General features: G+C 77.2%; 16 protein-coding genes. 5 read left to right on the top strand and 11 right to left on the bottom strand.

Annotated elements, in window-relative coordinates:
* Positions 1-69: 69 nt before the first annotated feature.
* From GSF02_RS05725 to GSF02_RS05715, 3 genes are all read right to left on the bottom strand, one after another.
* Positions 70-921 (bottom strand): hypothetical protein, encoded by an 852-nt coding sequence (locus GSF02_RS05725; RefSeq protein WP_159793644.1) that lies wholly within the window; start codon positions 919-921, stop codon positions 70-72.
* Between the two features lie 105 nt (positions 922-1,026).
* Entirely contained in the window at positions 1,027-1,539 is a 513-nt protein-coding gene (locus GSF02_RS18550) for a hypothetical protein (protein ID WP_201308814.1), read from the bottom strand.
* A 157-nt stretch (positions 1,540-1,696) separates the two neighbouring features.
* On the bottom strand, positions 1,697-2,878 hold the full coding sequence (locus tag GSF02_RS05715; RefSeq protein ID WP_159793642.1) for a VIT1/CCC1 transporter family protein: 1,182 nt from the start codon (positions 2,876-2,878) through the stop codon (positions 1,697-1,699).
* Positions 2,879-3,089: 211 nt separating this feature from the next.
* Between GSF02_RS05715 and GSF02_RS05710 the strand changes: the two genes are divergently transcribed.
* Positions 3,090-3,695 carry a ribonuclease H family protein gene (locus GSF02_RS05710; RefSeq protein ID WP_159793640.1) on the top strand — a complete coding sequence of 202 codons (606 nt, stop codon included), beginning with the start codon at positions 3,090-3,092 and terminating at the stop codon, positions 3,693-3,695.
* A 15-nt stretch (positions 3,696-3,710) separates the two neighbouring features.
* Here the strand turns inward: GSF02_RS05710 and GSF02_RS05705 are convergent, their stop codons facing one another.
* Positions 3,711-4,574, bottom strand: coding sequence for a cytochrome c oxidase assembly protein (locus tag GSF02_RS05705; RefSeq protein WP_408003861.1), 864 nt, complete (start codon positions 4,572-4,574; stop codon positions 3,711-3,713).
* 2 nt (positions 4,575-4,576) lie between these two features.
* On the bottom strand, positions 4,577-5,074 hold the full coding sequence (locus GSF02_RS05700) for a DUF2243 domain-containing protein (protein ID WP_159793638.1): 498 nt from the start codon (positions 5,072-5,074) through the stop codon (positions 4,577-4,579).
* Between the two features lie 95 nt (positions 5,075-5,169).
* On the opposite strand from GSF02_RS05700, the gene GSF02_RS05695 reads away from it, so the two are divergent.
* Positions 5,170-6,075 carry a DNA-3-methyladenine glycosylase family protein gene (locus GSF02_RS05695; RefSeq protein ID WP_159793636.1) on the top strand — a complete coding sequence of 302 codons (906 nt, stop codon included), beginning with the start codon at positions 5,170-5,172 and terminating at the stop codon, positions 6,073-6,075.
* 104 nt (positions 6,076-6,179) lie between these two features.
* Here GSF02_RS05695 and GSF02_RS05690 read toward each other — a convergent pair whose 3' ends face one another.
* Entirely contained in the window at positions 6,180-6,323 is a 144-nt protein-coding gene (locus GSF02_RS05690) for a hypothetical protein (RefSeq protein WP_159793634.1), read from the bottom strand.
* Positions 6,324-6,642: 319 nt separating this feature from the next.
* On the opposite strand from GSF02_RS05690, the gene GSF02_RS05685 reads away from it, so the two are divergent.
* Positions 6,643-7,281, top strand: coding sequence for a histidine phosphatase family protein (locus tag GSF02_RS05685; protein ID WP_159793632.1), 639 nt, complete (start codon positions 6,643-6,645; stop codon positions 7,279-7,281).
* Positions 7,282-7,424: 143 nt separating this feature from the next.
* A complete protein-coding gene (locus tag GSF02_RS05680) occupies positions 7,425-9,629 on the top strand; it encodes a SpoIIE family protein phosphatase (RefSeq protein ID WP_159793630.1) in 2,205 nt (734 codons plus the stop codon).
* 30 nt (positions 9,630-9,659) lie between these two features.
* On the opposite strand, the gene solA is transcribed toward GSF02_RS05680, so the two are convergent.
* On the bottom strand, positions 9,660-10,811 hold the full coding sequence (gene solA, locus GSF02_RS05675) for an N-methyl-L-tryptophan oxidase (protein WP_159793628.1): 1,152 nt from the start codon (positions 10,809-10,811) through the stop codon (positions 9,660-9,662).
* Between the two features lie 223 nt (positions 10,812-11,034).
* Between solA and GSF02_RS05670 the strand changes: the two genes are divergently transcribed.
* A complete protein-coding gene (locus GSF02_RS05670) occupies positions 11,035-12,531 on the top strand; it encodes an NAD(P)/FAD-dependent oxidoreductase (RefSeq protein ID WP_159793626.1) in 1,497 nt (498 codons plus the stop codon).
* 103 nt (positions 12,532-12,634) lie between these two features.
* Here the strand turns inward: GSF02_RS05670 and GSF02_RS05665 are convergent, their stop codons facing one another.
* From GSF02_RS05665 to GSF02_RS05650, 4 genes are all read right to left on the bottom strand, one after another.
* Positions 12,635-13,297 (bottom strand): hypothetical protein, encoded by a 663-nt coding sequence (locus tag GSF02_RS05665; protein WP_159793624.1) that lies wholly within the window; start codon positions 13,295-13,297, stop codon positions 12,635-12,637.
* A gap of 119 nt (positions 13,298-13,416) precedes the next feature.
* Positions 13,417-14,748 (bottom strand): amino acid permease, encoded by a 1,332-nt coding sequence (locus tag GSF02_RS05660; RefSeq protein WP_159793698.1) that lies wholly within the window; start codon positions 14,746-14,748, stop codon positions 13,417-13,419.
* A gap of 213 nt (positions 14,749-14,961) precedes the next feature.
* Positions 14,962-16,623: an ABC transporter permease gene (locus GSF02_RS05655; RefSeq protein WP_159793622.1), complete on the bottom strand. Its 1,662-nt coding sequence runs from the start codon at positions 16,621-16,623 to the stop codon at positions 14,962-14,964.
* On the bottom strand, positions 16,620-17,579 hold the full coding sequence (locus GSF02_RS05650) for an ABC transporter ATP-binding protein (protein WP_159793620.1): 960 nt from the start codon (positions 17,577-17,579) through the stop codon (positions 16,620-16,622). The genes GSF02_RS05655 and GSF02_RS05650 overlap by 4 nt, the downstream gene beginning before the upstream one ends.
* Positions 17,580-17,604 lie beyond the last annotated feature (25 nt).

Raw genomic sequence — 17,604 nt, 5'->3', positions numbered from 1 at the left:
GACGTGGTCATCCGTCGGCAGGGCGCCGACGGCGGTCCGTGCCGCGCTCAGGCGCGCGGCGGGACCACGTCAGGCAGGAGAGACGGGGACGTCGAAGAACGTCGACGTGTGGCGGGACAGCGTCTCCGCCGCGGCCAGGAGCCACGACGTCGCGCCGGCCGTGGCGGCGGACGCCAGGTCGGCCGCCGCGCCGTCGAGACCGCGCACCGGAGAGGTGGAGCTGGAGGTGCCCGCGGCACCGCCGGCCGGCGCCGCGGGGGCCTGGGGGGCGGCCGGGGCCGACGTGCCGCCCGGCGCCTCGGTCGCCGACGCCGCGACGGCGGCCTGGGCGGCTGCCGGGAGAGCCGTCGGCGCACCGGCGCCGCGGGCCGTCCCGGCCGCGGGGGCCTCGGTCGTGGCCGGGGCGGTGGCTCCGGCCGGGGCCGTGACGGCGCTCTCGGGGGCGCTCTCGGCCGGAGTCTCGGCCCGGGTGCCGCCGGTGGCCGCGACGACGCTGCCGGGGCCCGCGCCGCCCGGGGCCGGGAGCGCGGGAGCCGGGTGCGCGGGGCCGGGCCCGGTGCCGGGGCCCGTCACCGGGCCGAGCACCGGGTCGGTGACCGGCAGCAGCGGGTCCGTGATCGGCCGCAGCGGCCCGTCGATCGGCGAGAGCACCGGCTCCAGGACGGGCCGCAGCGGCTCGACGACCGGCGCGACGACGTCGAGCACGGGGTCCGTGATCGGGGTGACGGTGTCGAGCACGGGCGTCAGCGCGCCGACCACCGGGCTGAGGGTCTCGCCGACCACGCCGGTGACCGGGGCGACCACGGGGGCGACGGCGTCGAGCACCGGCGTCGTCGCCCCGAGCACGGGCCGCAGCCCCTCGGTGACCGGGGAAAGCACGTCGGCCACGCCGCCCGTCACGGGGGCGAGCGCGCCCGTCACGGGCGCCGCCACGCCGATGGCGGGCTCGAGGAGCCCTCCGGCGAGCTCGCCGACCGGCGCGACGACGCCGGCCAGCGCGCCCCCGTCGGCGGGCTGGGACGCGGGCTACTCGGCAGGCTTCGCCGGGGCGGGTTCCGGGGCGGGCGCCGGCTTCGGTGCGGCGGGCTTCGACGCAGCCGTCGCGGGCTCGGGCGCCGGCTCGGGGGCGGCAGGCTCCGGCGCGGCAGGCGCAAGCTCCGGCGCGGCAGGCGCAGGCTCCGGCGCGGCAGGCGCAGGCTCCGGCGCGGCACGTTCGGGCTCAGGCGCGGGCGCCGGCTCCGGTGCGGCCGGCGCCGATCGGCCCGTCACCGGCGCGGTGACCGCCTCGACGGTGGCGGCGACGGGCTTCGTCACGGTCCGCGCGGTGGCGGTGACCGGCTCGGCCACCCGCTCGACCGTCGTCGTGACGGGAGAGAGCACGTCGCCGAGCCCGGGCCGCGCCTCGTCGGCGGACGCCCCGGCGGCAAGCACGACGCCGAGCGCGGTGGCCCCGCACGCCCCGGCCGTGGCGGCCGCGGCGCGCACGAGCCAGCGGCGCAGGCCCCCCGGCCTGGCGGCGCGCTCGACGCGTCGTGTCATGGCTTCCCCCCTGCGTCCGCGGATCCGGCGTCGGGCAGCAGCCCGGCGCGTCACCGTCGGTCCGGCCACGAGGACCGGTACGGCCAGGGTGCACAGGCCCGCGGGACCTCGCAACCGATGGCCGCGACCCCGTCGCCGGGGCCCGCGGGGCGGCGCGCTACGCCACGGAGGTGCCGAACGCCAGGCCGAGGAGGTAGGTGACCGCTGCCGCGCCGAAGCCGATCGCGAGCTGCCGCAGCGCCCGGGTCAGGGGCGACGTGCCGGACAGCAGGCCGGTGATGGCACCGGTGACCAGCAGCGCCACGCCCACGAGCGCGGCGGCGACCGCCACCGCCGTCAGGCCCTCGAGCCCGAGCAGGTACGGCAGCACCGGGATCACGGCGCCCGAGGCGAAGAAGCAGAAGCTCGACAGCGCGGCGCCCCAGGCGGTGCCGTGCGTCTCGAGGTCGTCGGCCTCGACACCGGCGTCCGCCTCCGCGGCCCGGGTGGCGTGCAGGTCGCGCGCGGTCGGGGCCACCGGGACGGCCCCGGTGCCGGTCATGGTGCCCGCAGCCGCGAGGCGGGCCAGGACGGCGTCGGCGTGCCCCTGCGCCTCGGCCGCCTCCATGCCGCGGGCCCGGTAGACGAGCGCGAGCTCGTTGGCGTCGACGTCCAGGTGCGGCAGCGCCCGGGCGGCGTCGGCGCCCGGCGTGGAGGCCTCGAGCAGCTCGCGCTGGGAGCGGATCGAGACGAACTCCCCCGCGCCCATCGACAGGGCGCCGGCGAGCAGGCCGGCAAGGCCGGTGAGCAGCACGGTGTGCTGCGCCGCGCCCGAGGCGCCGATGCCCAGCACCAGGGCGAGGTTGGACACCAGGCCGTCGTTGGCGCCGAAGACTGCCGCGCGGAACGTGCCCGAGAGCCGGTTGCGGCCGCGGGTGGCCAGGCCGCGCACCACCTCCTCGTGGATCTTCTCGTCGGCGGCCATCGCCGCGGTGGCGTCCGCCTCGTCCACGTAGCCCGAGCGGGCCTCGGCGCGCTGGGCGAGCGCGAGCACGAAGACGCCGCCGAAGCGCCGGGCGAGCCACCCCAGCGCCCGGGTGCGCAGGTCGCCGCGCAGCGGGCGTCCGGCGTCGTCGCCCAGCAGGTCGAGCCAGTGCTGCTCGTGGCGGCGCTCCGCCTCGGCGAGCGCGAGCAGGATCTCGCGCTCCTCGCCCGAGCGGCGTCCGGCCAGGTCGCGGTAGACGGCGGCCTCCGCGCGCTCGTCCGCGAGGTAGCGGCGCCAGCGGCGGACGTCGGCCGGGGTGCGGTGGCGTGACGGGTGCTGGCCGGCGGCGCGCTCGGCAGGGGTGGGGGTGGCCATGCCCGCATGATCCCGCCGCGCGGGGCCCCGGCGGTTTCGCCCGTCCCAATCCGCGGACCTGCGCGGGCGGCGGCGCGGTCCCACGACGGCGGGCGGGCGGCGGCGGTGACGTCGCAGGACGCCCGCGGACCGCCCCGTGCTCGGGCGCCGCGCGGCGCGTCGGCGCCCAGGTGGTCGCTTGTGTCGGCGGTACGGGGCAGAATGCCTGCCCGTGATCATCGTGAGCACCGACGGTTCGTGCCTGCGCAACCCGGGCGGGGCCATCGGCTGGGCGTGGGTCGCTCACGAGGGCGGCCGCTTCGACTCGGGCGGCGCGGCGTCCGGCACCAACCAGGTCGCCGAGCTGACCGCCGTGCTGCGCGCCGTCGAGGCGCACCCCGGTGCCGAACCGCTGCTCATCGAGGCCGACTCGCAGTACGCGATCCGGTGCGCGTCGGAGTGGATCGAGGGCTGGCGCCGCAAGGGCTGGCGCACGGCGTCCGGCTCCCCCGTGAAGAACCTCGAGCTCGTCCAGGCCATCGACCGGGCGATCACCGACCGCGAGGGCCCCGTGCGGTTCCGCTGGGTGCGCGGCCACGTCGGCAACCCGTTCAACGAGCGCGCCGACGAGCTCGCCGGCCTGGCCGCCCGCGACTGGGCCGAGGGCCGCGGCGAGATCGGCTCGGTGCTCATCGCCGACCTGCCCGCGGACGCCGACGTCGTGCCCGCCCGCACGCGCACCGGCGAGCCGGTGGCGGCGTCGGCCGGCGCCGAGCCGCGGCGCGCCGGCGCGCGCGAGACCGCGCCGCAGTGGGAGCTCGGAACCCTCTTCGACTGAGCCGGCCGGGCGCCCTCAGGCCGCCTCGCGCCGTGCCGCGCCGGCGGCGCCCGCCACGACGGCGGGCGTCCGCGGGCGGGCCGCCGCGTACCAGCCGGCGAGCAGCAGGACCATCAGGGCGACGTCGACTACGTCGCCGGCGTAGTACATGAGCTGCGCGCCCTGCCGCGCGTCGCCGCCCGGCACGCCGGCGGGCGGGTGCGCGTAGGCCCACTTCGCCAGGACGGAGTGGGCGGCCACGAACGCCACCAGCACCGCTGCCCGCACCCGCACGGACGCGCGGTGCGGGTCGGGGTCGACCCCCACGAGCGCGGCGGTGAACAGGTAGCCCGCGAGCAGCACGTGGGCGTGCACGGCCGCGTGCACGAGCGCCGAGGCGTGCATCCGGGGGTACAGCGCCGTCGTGTACAGCAGCCACAGGCCCCCGCCGTCCAGCACCGCCGCCGTCACGGGATGGGTGAGCACCCGCACCGGCCGGGCGCGCAGCGCCCGCGTCAGCCGCCGGGCCGCCGCGACGGGCAGGGCCCGCAGCGCGACGGTCACCGGCGCTGCCTGCACGAGCAGCAGCGGCCCCAGCATGCCGAGCAGCACGTGCCCGGCCATGTGCGCGGTGAACGCGCCGCGCGCGGCCGCCGCGAGCGGGCCGACCAGCGCGGCGCCGACGCAGGCCGCTCCGGCGTACCAGCTCAGGGTCCGCGGCCAGGGCCACGGACCGCGGCCGCGGGCGCGCGCCGCGCCCACCCCGTACGCGACCCCCGCGCCCGCGAGCAGGAGCACGACCACGACGTCGAGCGCCACCCAGCCCGACGGCGCGAACCCGCCCGAGGCGTCGTGACCGCCGGGGACCCCCGGGTCGTGCCCCGGCCCGTGCCCCGCCACGGTCACCCCGCGGCCGGCGCCGGGCGGGTGCGGCGCACCACGACCAGCCCGGCCACCAGCAGCACGGCGGCCGACCCGATCCACACCACGTCGTAGAGCAGCAGGTCCACGCCGTAGCGGATCTGGTGGATGCCCAGCAGCTTGTGGCTGACGACCCCGTCGAGGAGCTGGAACAGCCCGACGCCCGCGACCACGGCACCGACCCACCGCGCCCAGCGCACCGCCGCGCGCCGGCGCACGTCCGCCAGCAGGAACAGCCCCGCGACGGTGACGAACCAGCCGAAGGCGTGGAAGACGCCGTCGGCGAGCAGCGCCACCCGGGTGGTCGACAAGTCGTAGAAGTGGTGCCACTGGAGGCCGAGGTGGAAGACGAACAGGTCGATCATCGACGCCGCGACCCCGGCGCCGAACAGCACTCCGGACAGCACCGTGCGCCGGTCGAGGTCGACGTCGGCGCCCTGGCCCGCGGGCGCCCCGCGGCGCGTCCCACCCTCGCTCATGCGGCCTCCCGGGTCGTCCTCGCCGCGGCCATCGTCGGGCCCGCCGCGCCCGGCCGCATGCGCAGCGGCGTCCCGATCCGTGATCGACTGGACCCGTGCTCACCGTCCGCCACGTCTCGCCGCGCCGGCTGGACGTCGCCCTCACCCTCGCCCCGCTCGGGCACGGGCCGGCGGACCCCACCTTCCACCGGGCCGCGGACGGCTCCCTGTGGCGCACCTCGCTGCTGCGCACCGGGCCGGTGACGCAGCGGTTCGTGCCGGCCGGGCCGCACGAGGTGCTGGTGCAGCTGTGGGGCGACGGCGCCCGCGAGGCCGCCGACGCCGTGCCGGCGCTGCTCGGCGAGGACGACGACGCCTCGGGCTTCGCGCCGCCGGAGCAGCTCGTCGACGCCCACCGGCGGGCCGCCGGGATGCGGATGGCCCGCAGCGGCCGGGTGCTCGAGGCGCTGGTGCCCGCGGTGCTGGAGCAGCGCGTGCAGACCGTCACGGCGCACCGCGCCTGGCGCTGGCTGGTGACCCGGCACGGCTCGCCCGCCCCCGGCCCGGCCCCGGACGGCATGCGGGTGGTGCCCGACGCCCGCACGTGGGCCCGCGTGCCCGTGTGGGACTGGCACCGCGCCGGCGTGGACCCGGGCCGGGCCCGGACCGCGACGCGGTGCGCGCAGGTGGCGCCCCGGCTGGAGGAGGCGTGCGGGATGACCGGCGCCGAGGCGCGCGAGCGGCTCGAGAAGGTGCCGGGCGTGGGGGTGTGGACGTCGGCCGAGGTCGCGCAGCGGGCGTTCGGCGACGCCGACGCGGTCTCGGTGGGCGACTTCCACCTGCCCGCGGCGGTCGGCTGGGCGCTGGCCGGCGAGCGCACCGACGACGCCGGGATGCTGCGGCTGCTGGCGCCGTACGCGCCGCACCGCCACCGGGTCGTCCGGCTGCTGACGCTGCAGGGCCGGGCGGTGGCCCCGCGCCGCGGGCCCAAGCTGCCGATCCCGGACCACCGCCGGTTCTGACGCACGAGGCCGCCTCCCGGCGTCGGGAGGCGGCCTCGTGACCGTCCGGTCGCGCGACGTCCGCGGCCCGCCGTCGGCGGGCGGCGCAGCGCGGGACCACGCCGTCAGCGCTCGACGGCGTCGTCCTCGCCCCGCAGGACGCTCTCGTCACGCATCGGCGCGGCCGCCTCGGCGGCGGTGCGCCCGACGAGCGTGGTGCGTCGCGGGTTGGCGATCGAGCGGTAGGTGCTCTCGTGGGCCTCGGCCATGTGTCCTCCTCCTAGCTGCGCACGGGCTGCGGTGCACGCGGTCCGGCCCGCGCCGTTGCGGGCGAGGCGTCCATTCTGGGGCGATACCCAGTGTCGCCACCACCGCAGCGCCCCGCGCGGCGGTGTGAGACCGCTCACGAGAGGGGCGAGATCTCGCCGTTCCCGGCAGCCGCGGCCGTGAGACGCAGGCTCACGATCCGTGCGCCGCGCTCTCACGCCGGGGCCTGACGCCGGGCCCTCGACGCGGCCGGCCCCCCGGACCCCGCGCTCGCCCAGTTCGGCCGAGGCGCGCTGCGCCGACCTGCGCGACGATCGGCCCATGGCCATCGACCCTGCCGCAGCCCCGCAGCTGGTGCTGCTGCGCCACGGCGAGACCGAGTGGTCCGCCTCCGGGCAGCACACCGGCCTGACCGACGTCCCCCTCACCGCCGCCGGCGAGGCGCAGGCCCGGCAGGCGGCGCGCGCGCTCGCCGCCTACGACTTCGCCGCCGTCTACACGTCGCCGCGCCGGCGGGCGCGGCGCACGGCGGAGATCGTCGGCCACCCCGACGCCGTCGTCGACCCGGACCTCGCCGAGTGGGACTACGGCCCCGTCGAGGGTCGCACCTCCAAGGAGCTGTCGGGGCTGCTCGGGCACGACTTCGAGATCTTCGCCGACGGGGTGCGGGTGCTGCCGCCCGACCCGGAGCGCTCCGGAGGCAGCCCGGGCGAGCTGCTGGAGGACGTCCGGGCGCGCGCCGACGCCGTGGTGGCGCGGGTGGAGCCGACCCTCGCCGCGGGCGGCAGCGTGCTCGTCGTCGCGCACGGCCACCTGCTGCGCGTGCTGGCCACGGCGTGGATCGGCGCGGACCCGCGCCTGGCCGCCCGTCTGGAGCTGGGCACCGCGGCGATCTGCCTGCTCGGGCACGGCCACGGCCTGCGCACGATCGAGGGCTGGAACCTGGCCCCGACGTCCTGACCGACCGGCGGGCCCGACGGTGGTCCGAAGGGTGCCCGGGGAGCCCGCGAGCGCCCACCGCGCCTCGCGACCGCGCCGACACGCCGTGGTACGGTCGCCGCGGTCCGGCACGATGCCCGGCCTCCTCCAGCCCGGGAGCGCGTGTGGACATCCCGCAGGTCGTGACGGACGACGACGTCGACCTGGAAGCCTGCGCCGCCGAGCCGATCCACGTCCCCGGCGCGATCCAGGCGCGCGGCGTGCTGCTCGTGCTCGACGACGGCGCCGTGGTCCAGGCCTCCAGCAGCGTGACCGACCTGCTCGGGGCCGACGTCGAGGCCGCTCTCGGCCGCCCCGCCGAGGAGCTGCTGGGCGCCGGGGCCGTCGAGCGCCTGCACCTGGCCGAGGCCGCCGCGACGGGGCCGCTCGCCGACAACCTCCACCGCGTGACGATCCAGGACCGGCCGTGGGTCGCCACCGCGCACCGGACCGCCGCCGGGACCGTGATCGTCGAGCTCGAGCCGCTGGCCCCCGACGCCCCCGACGCCGGCGAGGCGTTCCGCACCGCCTACGCCCTGCTGCGGCAGGCGTCGTCGGTCGGGTCGCTGCAGGCGCTGTACGACCTGGCCGCGCGCGGGGTGCGCCAGCTCACCGGGTTCGACCGCGTGATGGTTTACCGCTTCGACCCCGAGCACAACGGCGAGGTCGTCGCCGAGGCGCGGCGCGACGACCTGGAGCCGCTGCTCGGACTGCACTACCCGGCCTCGGACATCCCGCCGCAGGCGCGCGCGCTGTACGAGAAGAGCTGGCTGCGCCTCATCTCCGACGTGCGGGCGCGCCCGGCGCGGCTGGTGCCCGTGCTGCACCCGCGCACCGGGCAGCCGGCCGACCTCACGTTCGCCGGCCTGCGGTCGGTCTCCCCGGTGCACCTGCAGTACCTGGCGAACATGGGCGTGGGTGCCTCGATGTCGATCTCGCTGCTCGACGAGGGCCGCCTGTGGGGCATGGTGGCCTGCCACCACTACTCCGGCGCGCACACCCCGTCGCTGGAGGTCCGCGCCGCCGCCGAGACCCTCGCCTCGGGCCTGTCCCTGCAGATGGTGGTCCGCGCGGCGGCCGACCGGGCGCAGCGGGCGCAGGCGATCTCGGCGGAGCTCACCACCCTGGCCACGCCCGCCGACGACGAGCCGGTGGGCGCGACGATCGCGCGGCCAGAGCTGCTGCGGCTGCTCGACGTCGACGGCGCCGCGCTGCGCACCGGCGGCGCCGTGACCAGCGTGGGCACGGTGCCTGCCGCGGTGGACCGGGTCTTCGCCGCCGCCCGGGCCGCGGGGACCGACGTCTTCATCTCCGACGCGCTGGCCACCCAGCACCCCGCGCTCGCCGAGGGGCTCGGCGAGGTCGCCGGCGCCCTGGTCGTGCCGCTGCCCGACGGCGACGCCCTGGCGCTGTTCCGCCGCGAGGTGACCCGCGAGGTCACCTGGGGCGGGGACCCGCGCTCGAAGACCGTGACCCGCGCGGACGACGGCACGGTGCGCATCGGGCCGCGGCGGTCGTTCGCGCAGTGGCGCGAGCTGGTGCGCGGCAGCAGCCGGCCCTGGACCGACGACGACGTCCAGTCGGCGGTCGCCGTGCGCCGCCTGGCCGTGGAGGCGCTCTACCGCCGCACGCGGCCCGAGATCGGGGCGGCACTGGCGCTGCAGCGCTCCTCGCTGCCGGACGAGCTGCCCCGCCCGGCCGGGTGGCACCTCCAGGCCCGCTACCGGCCCGCCGACGGCGGCCGGGTGGGCGGCGACTGGTACGACGCGTTCCCCCTGCCGGACGGGCGCATCGCCCTGGCCATCGGTGACGTGGCCGGGCACGGCATGGCCGCCGCGTCGTCCATGAACCAGCTGCGCAACGGGCTGCGCTCCCTCATGGTCGCCCACGGCGCCGCCGCGCCCGCCGTCGAGGCACTCGACCGGCTGGCCAAACAGCTGCTGCCGGACGACATGGCCACCCTGCTGGCCGGCGTCCTCGACCCGCGCACCGGCACGTTCGACTACGTCAGCGCCGGCCACCTGCCGCCGCTGCTGGTGGACGACGGCGAGGCCCGGTGGGTGGAGGTCGTCCGCAACCCGCCGCTGGGGTACCTGCGCGGGCCGCTGCAGCACGGCGAGCTGACGATCGGCGACGGCCAGTCGCTGCTGCTGTACACCGACGGGCTGGTCGAGCGGCGCGGCACGCGCATCTCCCGGCGGCTCGAGGAGCTGCGCGCCACGGCCCAGGTGGTGCTCGACCTCGAGGTGATCGAGCAGCGGATGTCCGGCATCGAGTCCGACGACGACTCGACCACGCTGCTGGTCACGGCGGAGCCGCAGACGCCCTGAGCCCCGGGCGGCGCCTTCACGGACCCCGGGTCAGGCCCGGAAGCGGTCCGGGTCCATGAAGTCGACGGCCGTGTACGGCGTCTCGCCCACGGTGATCTGCGCGAGCAGCTCCCCGATGCCCGCGGCGTGCTTGAACCCGTGGCCGCTGTCGCCGCCGGCGACCACGAGCCGCGGGTCGCCGCCGGGGCGCCCCACGAGGAACTGCTCGTCGGGCGAGTTGGTGATCATGCAGGGGATCACCTTGACCGGCACGGGGTCGATCTGCGGGAACGCGGCCGCCACCGCCTCGGCCAGCATGTCGATGTCGCGGTGCGGATGGATGTAGCGGTCGAGCTCGTCGGGGTCGGTGTCGTGGAACATGCCCGCCCCCTCCCACAGCCCGATCTTGATGTGGAAGCCGTCGCCGCTGCCGTGGCCCCACAGCCCGCTGCCGTCCGGCAGCTCGTACACGAAGGACGGGAAGTCGGCGATGTCGAACGACTCGGTCGCGTCCGCCTTGGGCGCGAACCAGTACAGCGGGGTGCGCCGCGGCGTCAGCGGCAGGTCGGGCAGCAGCTTGCCGTTCCACGCCCCGGCGGCCACCACGGCCTGCGCCGCCTCGAAGGTCACGGTCGGCGTCACGACGCGGACGCCGCCGTCGACCAGCTCGACCTCCGTCACGCGGGTCCCCGGGTAGATCCGCGCGCCGGCCTCCGCCGCGGCGCGGCCGTGGGCCCGCACGTTCCGCTCGGGGAAGCAGATGCCGCCCTCCGGGTCGAGCGCCGCGACCGCCGTCGGGTCCGACGCCGCGTACTGCGGGTAGGCGGCGACGAACCGGTCGTGGTCCAGGTGCGTGAGCGGCACGCCGGCGCCCTCCGCGGCCGCGACGGTGCCGGCGACGGCGCTCGAGCCCGGCGCGCCCACGTTGAGGCAGCCGCCCTGCTCGACGTACGTCTCCCCGTACCGCTCCCCCAGCGCCGTCCACAGCTCCAGCGACCTGCGCGCGATCGGGGCCAGGCCCGGGTGCTCCTTGCAGGCCACCCGGAACAGCCGGGTCAGGCCGTGCGACGACCCGAGGTCGTGCCCGACGTCGAACCGGTCGATGCCGACGACGTCGACGCCCCGCTCCGCGAGCCGCCACAGGGCTGCGCTGCCGAACGCGCCGAGCCCCACGACGACGACGTCCGCGGTGATGGTCTCCATGCTGGTCCTCTCCTCCTGCCAGGGCCGACGCGTCGGCCGCACCCTGCGCGGCGGCGGGGTCGAGCCGACCCGCCGTGCGAGGCCGGCCGCGCGGGGTGATGGTCGTCGCACCCGGTGGCTGCGGTACAGCGCCGGTGGCTGGGCTACCGTAGACAGGTCGCCGGCGACGCCGCCGCTGTGACGGCGGTGCGCCGCCGGGCAGCGAGCGAGAGGAGACCCCTGCGTGACCGTCACGCACGCACCCGGTGCCGACCTACCCCACGTCGTCGTCGTGGGCGGCGGCTTTGCGGGCCTGGCCGTCGTCAAGGGCCTGGCGGACGCGCCCGTCCGCATCACGCTCGTCGAGCGCCGCGTCTACAACACCTTCCAGCCCCTGCTGTACCAGGTGGCCACCGGCGGCCTCAACGCCGGTGACGTCACGTACTGGCTGCGCGGGCTGCACCTGAAGCAGCGCAACGTGCGGGTGGTCCACGAGCACCTGGTCGGCATCGACCACGCGGCCCGGCGCATCCGTCTGCTGAACGACGAGTGGGTCGACTTCGACTACCTGGTCATCGCCAACGGCGTCACCGCGAACTTCTTCGGCACCCCGGGCGCCAAGGAGCACGCGCTGCCGATGTACTCGCGCTCGCAGGCGCTGCGGATCCGCGACCAGCTGTTCATCCGGCTGGAGAACTCGGCGTTCAGCGCGACCACCGACGACGGCCTGCGCGTCGTCGTCGTGGGCGGCGGCGCCACCGGCGTGGAGGTCGCCGGCGCCCTGGCCGAGCTGCGCACGGCCGGCCTGGCCCCCGCCTTCCCGGAGATCCACGGCGACGCGTTCGAGGTGAAGATCGTCCAGCGCGGCAAGGAGCTGCTCAAGGCGTTCCACCCGCGGCTGCGCGAGTACGCCGCCAAGGAGCTGGAGCGCCGCGGCGTGTCGCTGCACCTGGGCGCCGGCGTCGCGGAGGTGCGGCCGGACGGCGTGCTCCTCACCGACGGCACCCGGATCCCGGCCGACCTGGTGGTGTGGTCGGCCGGCGTCGGCCCGCACGCCGAGGTGGACGACTGGGACCTGCCGCGCGCCAAGAACGGCCGCGTCGTCGTGGGGCAGGACCTGCAGGTCGAGGGCCGGCCGGGCGTCTTCGCCATCGGCGACATCGCCGCCACCCCGGACGACCTGCCGCAGCTCGCCCAGCCCGCCATCCAGGGCGGCAAGCAGGCGGCCAAGAACATCCGCGCGCTGCTCGAGGGGCGTCCCACCGAGCCGCTGCGCTACTTCGACAAGGGCACGATGGCGGTGATCGGCCGCCGCGCGGCCATCGCCGAGATCGCGATCCCGGGCACCAGCGCCCGGATCAAGCTCACTGCCGGCCTGGCCTGGCTCGTGTGGCTGTTCGTCCACATCATGTCGCTGGTGGGCCCCCGCAACAAGGTCACGACGCTGGCCGGGCTGGTGACCCGGTACGGATTCCCGTTCCACCGCCGGCCCATCCCGATCGTCGGCGAGGTGCCCACGGTGCGCCCGCCCAAGCGGGAGCCGGAGCCGCACGAGGCCGAGACGACCGACGTGACCGAGGCCGAGCCGGCACGCGAGGACACGGGTGGGGCGCCGTCGGACGCCGCGGCCGACGGCGAGCGTGCCGGGGCCGAGCATGCCGGGGCCGAGCATGCCGGGGCCGAGCGTGCCGGGGCCGAGCGTGCCGGGGCCGAGGCGCCGGCGACCTCCCGCGCGAGGTAGTCCCCTTCACGCCGAGATAGAGAACCCCCGCGCCGAGATAGAGAGCTCTCCGTCTCGGCACGGGGGTTCCGCGTCTTGGCGCGGGACGTAGCAGCCGCCTCGGTCAGACGCGCGGCGGCACGAGGTAGTCGACGCCGAAGGCGACCCAGGGCACCGCGAGCGCGAGGACCAGCAGGCCGAGGAAGACGGCGACCTGGCGGTCGCGGCGGACCCGGGCGGCGACGCCCGCAGCGGCGATCATCAGCACCAGCGACGCGATACCGACGTACCAGCCGCGGACGATCGCGTCCGCCCCCCAGATGCTCACCCCGGCGTCGAGCACCCGGTCGTCCATCCCGTGGCTGGTGGCGGGGTCGCTCGCGGTCGCGACGAGGAACATCAGCTGCACCATCGCCAGCGCGTGGACGGCGACGAACACCGGCGTCGAGACCCGCGCGCGCGGACCGCGGCGCCGGCGGTGCACCAGCATGGTCGCGGCCAGCACGAGCGCCGGCGCGACGAACGCCAGGTGCGCCGCGGCGTAGAGCGCCACGAAGGCCGTGTCCCCGACGGTGTCGAGCGGTGCGCCGCGCTCGGCCGCGGCGCCGAGCCACGGCGCGCGGTCGAGGGTGCGCCACAGCGCCGGCACGACCCCCCACAGGACGGCGACTCCGATCGCCACCGCCAGGCCGGCGCCCCAGGCGATCGCCCGCCGCGACCGATCGCCCCAGCGGTCGTAGCCCATGACCGTGTCGAGCAGCTCGGGGCGGTCCGACGCGGTGTCCACCCGCGCCACCCTAGCGGCGGTCGACCGAGGCGAGCGCGCTCGCGGCGCAGGTCCCGACGATCTCGACGCGGGGTTCTCTATCTCGGCGCGGGGGTTCTCTATCTCGGCGCGGGGGTTCTCTATCTCGGCGAGACGGGGGCGGCCAGGCGGCGCCGGCGCACCGCCGTCGTGACCGCGTAGCAGGCCAGGATGACGACGACGAGGCCCGCGGTCGCGGCGACCTGCGCGCGGGCGGCGGCGTCGGACAGCATGAGCACCACCAGGCCGGCGAGCGCCACCAGCACCAACCACGTCAGCCACGGGTAGCCCCACATGCGCAGCGGCAGGCGCCCGCCCGGCGCGCGGGCCTCCAGGCGCGGGCGCAGCCGCAGCTGCGCCACGGCGACCAGCACCCACACCACCAGCAGCGCCGACCCCACGGCGTTGAGGAGCACGCCGAGCAGCGCCTGCGGCAGCAGCCAGTTGAGCAGCACGGCGACGACGCCGAACGCGACGGACACCCACACGGCCACCACGGGCACGTTGCGCCGCGAGACGCGCGCCGCGGCCGGCGGCGCGTCCCCGCGCTCGGCCAGCGAGAACAGCATCCGGGAGGTGCCGTAGACGTTGGCGTTGAAGGCGCTCAGCAGCGCGAGCACCACCACGACCTCCATGGCGCGCGCGCCCCAGCCGACCCCGGCGAGCTGCAGCACGGACACGAACGGCGACTCCAGCGCCGCCGCGTCGTCCCACGGCAGCAGCAGCACGATGATCGCCACGGAGCCCACGTAGAACGCCAGGATGCGCCACAGGATGGTGCGGGTGGCGCGGGCGACGGCGGTGGACGGCTCGCGCGCCTCGGCCGCGGCGATGGTGACGATCTCGATGCCGCCGAACGCGAAGACGACGGTCAGCAGGCCGGCGGCGATGCCCGACCAGCCCGCCGGCGCGAACCCGCCGTGCGCCGCCCAGTCGCCCAGCGCGCCGCCGGCCACGGGGATGACGCCCACGACGACGAGCACGCCGACCACGAGGAACGCGACGATGGCCGCGACCTTGATCGCGGCGAACCAGAACTCGGCCTCGCCGAAGTTCTTCACGCCGGTGAGGTTGAGGCCGCCGAGCACCGCGACGACGACGGCGGCGACCGCCCACTGCGGCACGTCCGGCCACCAGCCGCTCACGATCCCGGCCACGCCGGTGACCTCGACGCCGAGCACCATGATCAGCATGAACCAGTAGAGCCAGCCGAGCAGGAACCCGGCCCAGCGCCCGAGCGCCGCCTCGGCGTACACGGAGAACGAGCCGGAGGCGGGCAGCGCCGAGGCCATCTCGGCCATCATCCGCATGACGAGGATGACGAGCACCCCGGCGATGGCGTAGCTGACGAGCACGGCGGGGCCGGCGGTGGCGACGCCGACGCCGGAGCCGAGGAACAGGCCGGCGCCGATGGCGGAGCCGAGGCCCATCATCGTGAGGTGGCGGGGCCGCAGGCCCTGGGCGAGCGGCTCGCCCGTCGTGCCGGGGGCCGTGGACGCGCCGGACGTGGGCGTGGAGGTGGGACGGGTCACGGCGTTCCACCGTAGTCGTGCACGACGCCGCTCGCGGCGCACGGCCACGGCGCAGGACGCCGGGACGCCGCGGGGCGGGACGCCGGGCGCCCGCCCCGCGGGCGGGCGCGCCCCTCAGGCGGCGGGGACGTCCCGGCGGCGGAAGCCGACGAAGGCCAGCACCACCAGCGCCGCGGCGACGGCAGCCAGGCCCACGAGGTGCGCGACCTCGACGTGGCCGACGAGCGGGTCGGGCACCCACCAGTACGGCGAGACCCCGCGCGCCCCGTCCGGCAGCCGCAGCAGGTCACCGAACAGGCCCACCACGAACGACCAGGCGAACAGCGCCCACAGCACCGGCTCCGCGCGCGGCGCCCATGCGTACAGCGCGACGCCCAGACCGAGGAGCACCCCGGGCGCGGGCAGGTACACCGCCCCGAGCCCGACCAGGTCACCGAACGAGGGGTCCGTGACCCCGGTGACGGCGGCACCTGCCCAGAGCGCGAGCGCGCCGCTGAGCAGCACGACGACGGCACCCGCGGCCGCGACGACCAGGTGGGCGCCGAGCCAGCGGTGCCGGCCGGTCGCCGTCGCCAGGGCGTACTCCGTGCGGCCGACCTGCTCCTCCGTGCGCAGCCGCAGGGTGGCGGACACGGCGTAGGCGCCCGCGCCGAGCGCCACGTAGAGGCCGATGACCCGCAGGAACGCCCGCACCAGGTCGCCCTCGCCGAGGATCGCCCGGTAGACGGGGTTCTCGAGCAGCGTGCTGGTCACCGCCGGCAGCGAGCTGACCACCCCGCCGGTGGCGAACCACATCGCGCCGAGCCCGAGCGTCGTCCAGGCCAGGCCTCCGCGCTGCTGGCGCCAGGCGAGGGCGAGCGGGCCGCGCAGCGCCGCCGCGGCGTCCGCCCGGCCGCCCCGGGGGGCGACGAGCCCGCCCCCGAAGTCGCGCCGGGAGCCGAGCACCGCCGCCACCGCGAGCAGGACGGCGGTCACCGCCAGGCTCAGCCCGAGCGGCCACCAGCGCGGGTCGACGAACGCGCGGGTCTGCTGCACCCAGGCGATCGGCGACAGCCACGACAGGGCGGTGCCGTGCTCGACCTCCAGGTCGCCCTGCACGTCGCCCAGGGCGCGGGCGACGAACGCCGCCCCCAGCACGGCGAGCGACAGGCCGGTGGCCGTGCGCGCGTGCTCCGAGACCTGTGCCGCCACGAGGGCGACCGCCGCGAAGACGAGCGCCCCGACCGCGATGGCGCCCGTCAGGGCGAACGACTCGCCGGCCGGCAGCCGCCCGACGCCGGCGACGACGGCCCCGGTGACCACCGCGACGACCGCCTGGACGAGCACCACCAGCAGCAGCGCGGCCACGGAGGGTGCGTGCCGCCCGACGGCGCCCGCCCGCAGAACCTCCGAGCGGCCGCTCTCCTCCTCGGCCCGGGTGTGCCGCACCACCTCGAGGATGCTCAGCACGGCGAGCGCCACCAGCATCCACAGGACGAGCTCGTTGGCCACCGCCGGACCCACCGTGTAGTCGTCGAGCCCGTAGCCGGGGCCCGCCAGGGTGATCATCGCCGGGGTCCGCATGAGCACGGCGCGCGCCTGCAGCCCGTCCGCCCCCAGCAGCACGTACTCGCCCAGCGCCGACGCGTAGAGCGCGGCGACGGCGGCCGTCCACACCAGCAGCCGCCACCGGTCGCGGCGCAGCATGAGCCGCAGCATCCGGCCGGTGCCGGTCAGCGTCGACGTCCGGGCGGGACGGGCGCGCACCAGCGGCCCGGGGGCCGCGACGGCGGTCATCGTGCGCCCGCCGTCGTCCGACGGCGCTGGCCGTCGCCGGCGGCGCCGTCGGTGGGAGCGGCGTCGCCGTAGTGGCGCAGGAACAGCTCCTCCAGCGACGGCGGCGCCGCGGTGAAGGAGCGGACGCCGAGTCGCCCGAGGGTGGTCAGGAGACCTCCCACGTGCGCGGCGTCGACGTCGAGCTGGACCCGGGTGCCGCCCGCCGCGGGCGTCGTGACGACGTCGTGCACGCCGGGCAGGCTCGCGACCGCGGTGGCGTCGCCGGCGACGACGGCGCTGACCGCCGAGCGAGTCAGGTGCCGCAGCTCGGCCAGCGTGCCGGACTCGACCGACCGGCCGGCGCGGATGATCGTCACGGTGTCGCAGGCCTTCTCGACCTCCGACAGGATGTGGCTGCTCAGCAGCACCGACCGGCCCTGCTCCTTCGCGGCGCGCAGCTCCTGCATGAACACCGCCTCCATGAGCGGGTCCAGGCCGCTGGTCGGCTCGTCGAGCACGAGCAGCTCGACGTCGGAGGCGAGCGCCGCGACGAGCGCGACCTTCTGCCGGTTGCCCTTGGAGTAGGTGCGTGCCTTGCGGGTCGGGTCGAGCTCGAACCGCTCCAGCAGCTCGGCCTTGCGCCGGGGGTCGGCGCCGCCGCGCAGGCGCGTGACCAGGTCGATGGCCTCGCCGCCGGTGAGGTTGGGCCACAGGCTGACGTCGCCCGGCACGTACGCCAGCCGCCGGTGCAGCGCGACGGCGTCGGCCCACGGGTCGCCGCCGAGCAGGCGGGCGGTGCCGCCGTCGGCCCGCAGCAGGCCCAGCAGCACGCGGATGGTGGTGGACTTGCCGGCCCCGTTGGGGCCCAGGAACCCGGCGACCTCGCCGGGCTGCACGGTCAGGTCGAGCCCGTCCAGGGCCCGGACCGCGCCGAAGGACTTGCGCAGGTCGTGGATCTCGATGACGGGAGCGGTCATGACGACGCTCGCCTCCTTGACGTCG

This window comes from Puerhibacterium puerhi (assembly GCF_009846865.1).
Lineage (GTDB): Bacteria > Actinomycetota > Actinomycetes > Actinomycetales > Cellulomonadaceae > Puerhibacterium > Puerhibacterium puerhi.
This window is presented reverse-complemented; position numbering and strand designations above follow the sequence as displayed.

Bases quoted from the DNA above. Each gene is read 5' to 3' on its own strand.
- GSF02_RS18550 (WP_201308814.1), bottom strand. From the start codon at position 1,539: ATGACACGACGCGTCGAGCGCGCCGCCAGGCCGGGGGGCCTGCGCCGC.
- GSF02_RS05715 (WP_159793642.1), bottom strand. From the start codon at position 2,878: ATGGCCACCCCCACCCCTGCCGAGCGCGCCGCCGGCCAGCACCCGTCA.
- GSF02_RS05700 (WP_159793638.1), bottom strand. From the start codon at position 5,074: ATGAGCGAGGGTGGGACGCGCCGCGGGGCGCCCGCGGGCCAGGGCGCC.
- GSF02_RS05690 (WP_159793634.1), bottom strand. From the start codon at position 6,323: ATGGCCGAGGCCCACGAGAGCACCTACCGCTCGATCGCCAACCCGCGA.
- GSF02_RS05685 (WP_159793632.1), top strand. From the start codon at position 6,643: ATGGCCATCGACCCTGCCGCAGCCCCGCAGCTGGTGCTGCTGCGCCAC.
- solA (WP_159793628.1), bottom strand. From the start codon at position 10,811: ATGGAGACCATCACCGCGGACGTCGTCGTCGTGGGGCTCGGCGCGTTC.
- GSF02_RS05660 (WP_159793698.1), bottom strand. From the start codon at position 14,748: ATGATGGGCCTCGGCTCCGCCATCGGCGCCGGCCTGTTCCTCGGCTCC.
- GSF02_RS05655 (WP_159793622.1), bottom strand. From the start codon at position 16,623: ATGACCGCCGTCGCGGCCCCCGGGCCGCTGGTGCGCGCCCGTCCCGCC.
- GSF02_RS05650 (WP_159793620.1), bottom strand. From the start codon at position 17,579: ATGACCGCTCCCGTCATCGAGATCCACGACCTGCGCAAGTCCTTCGGC.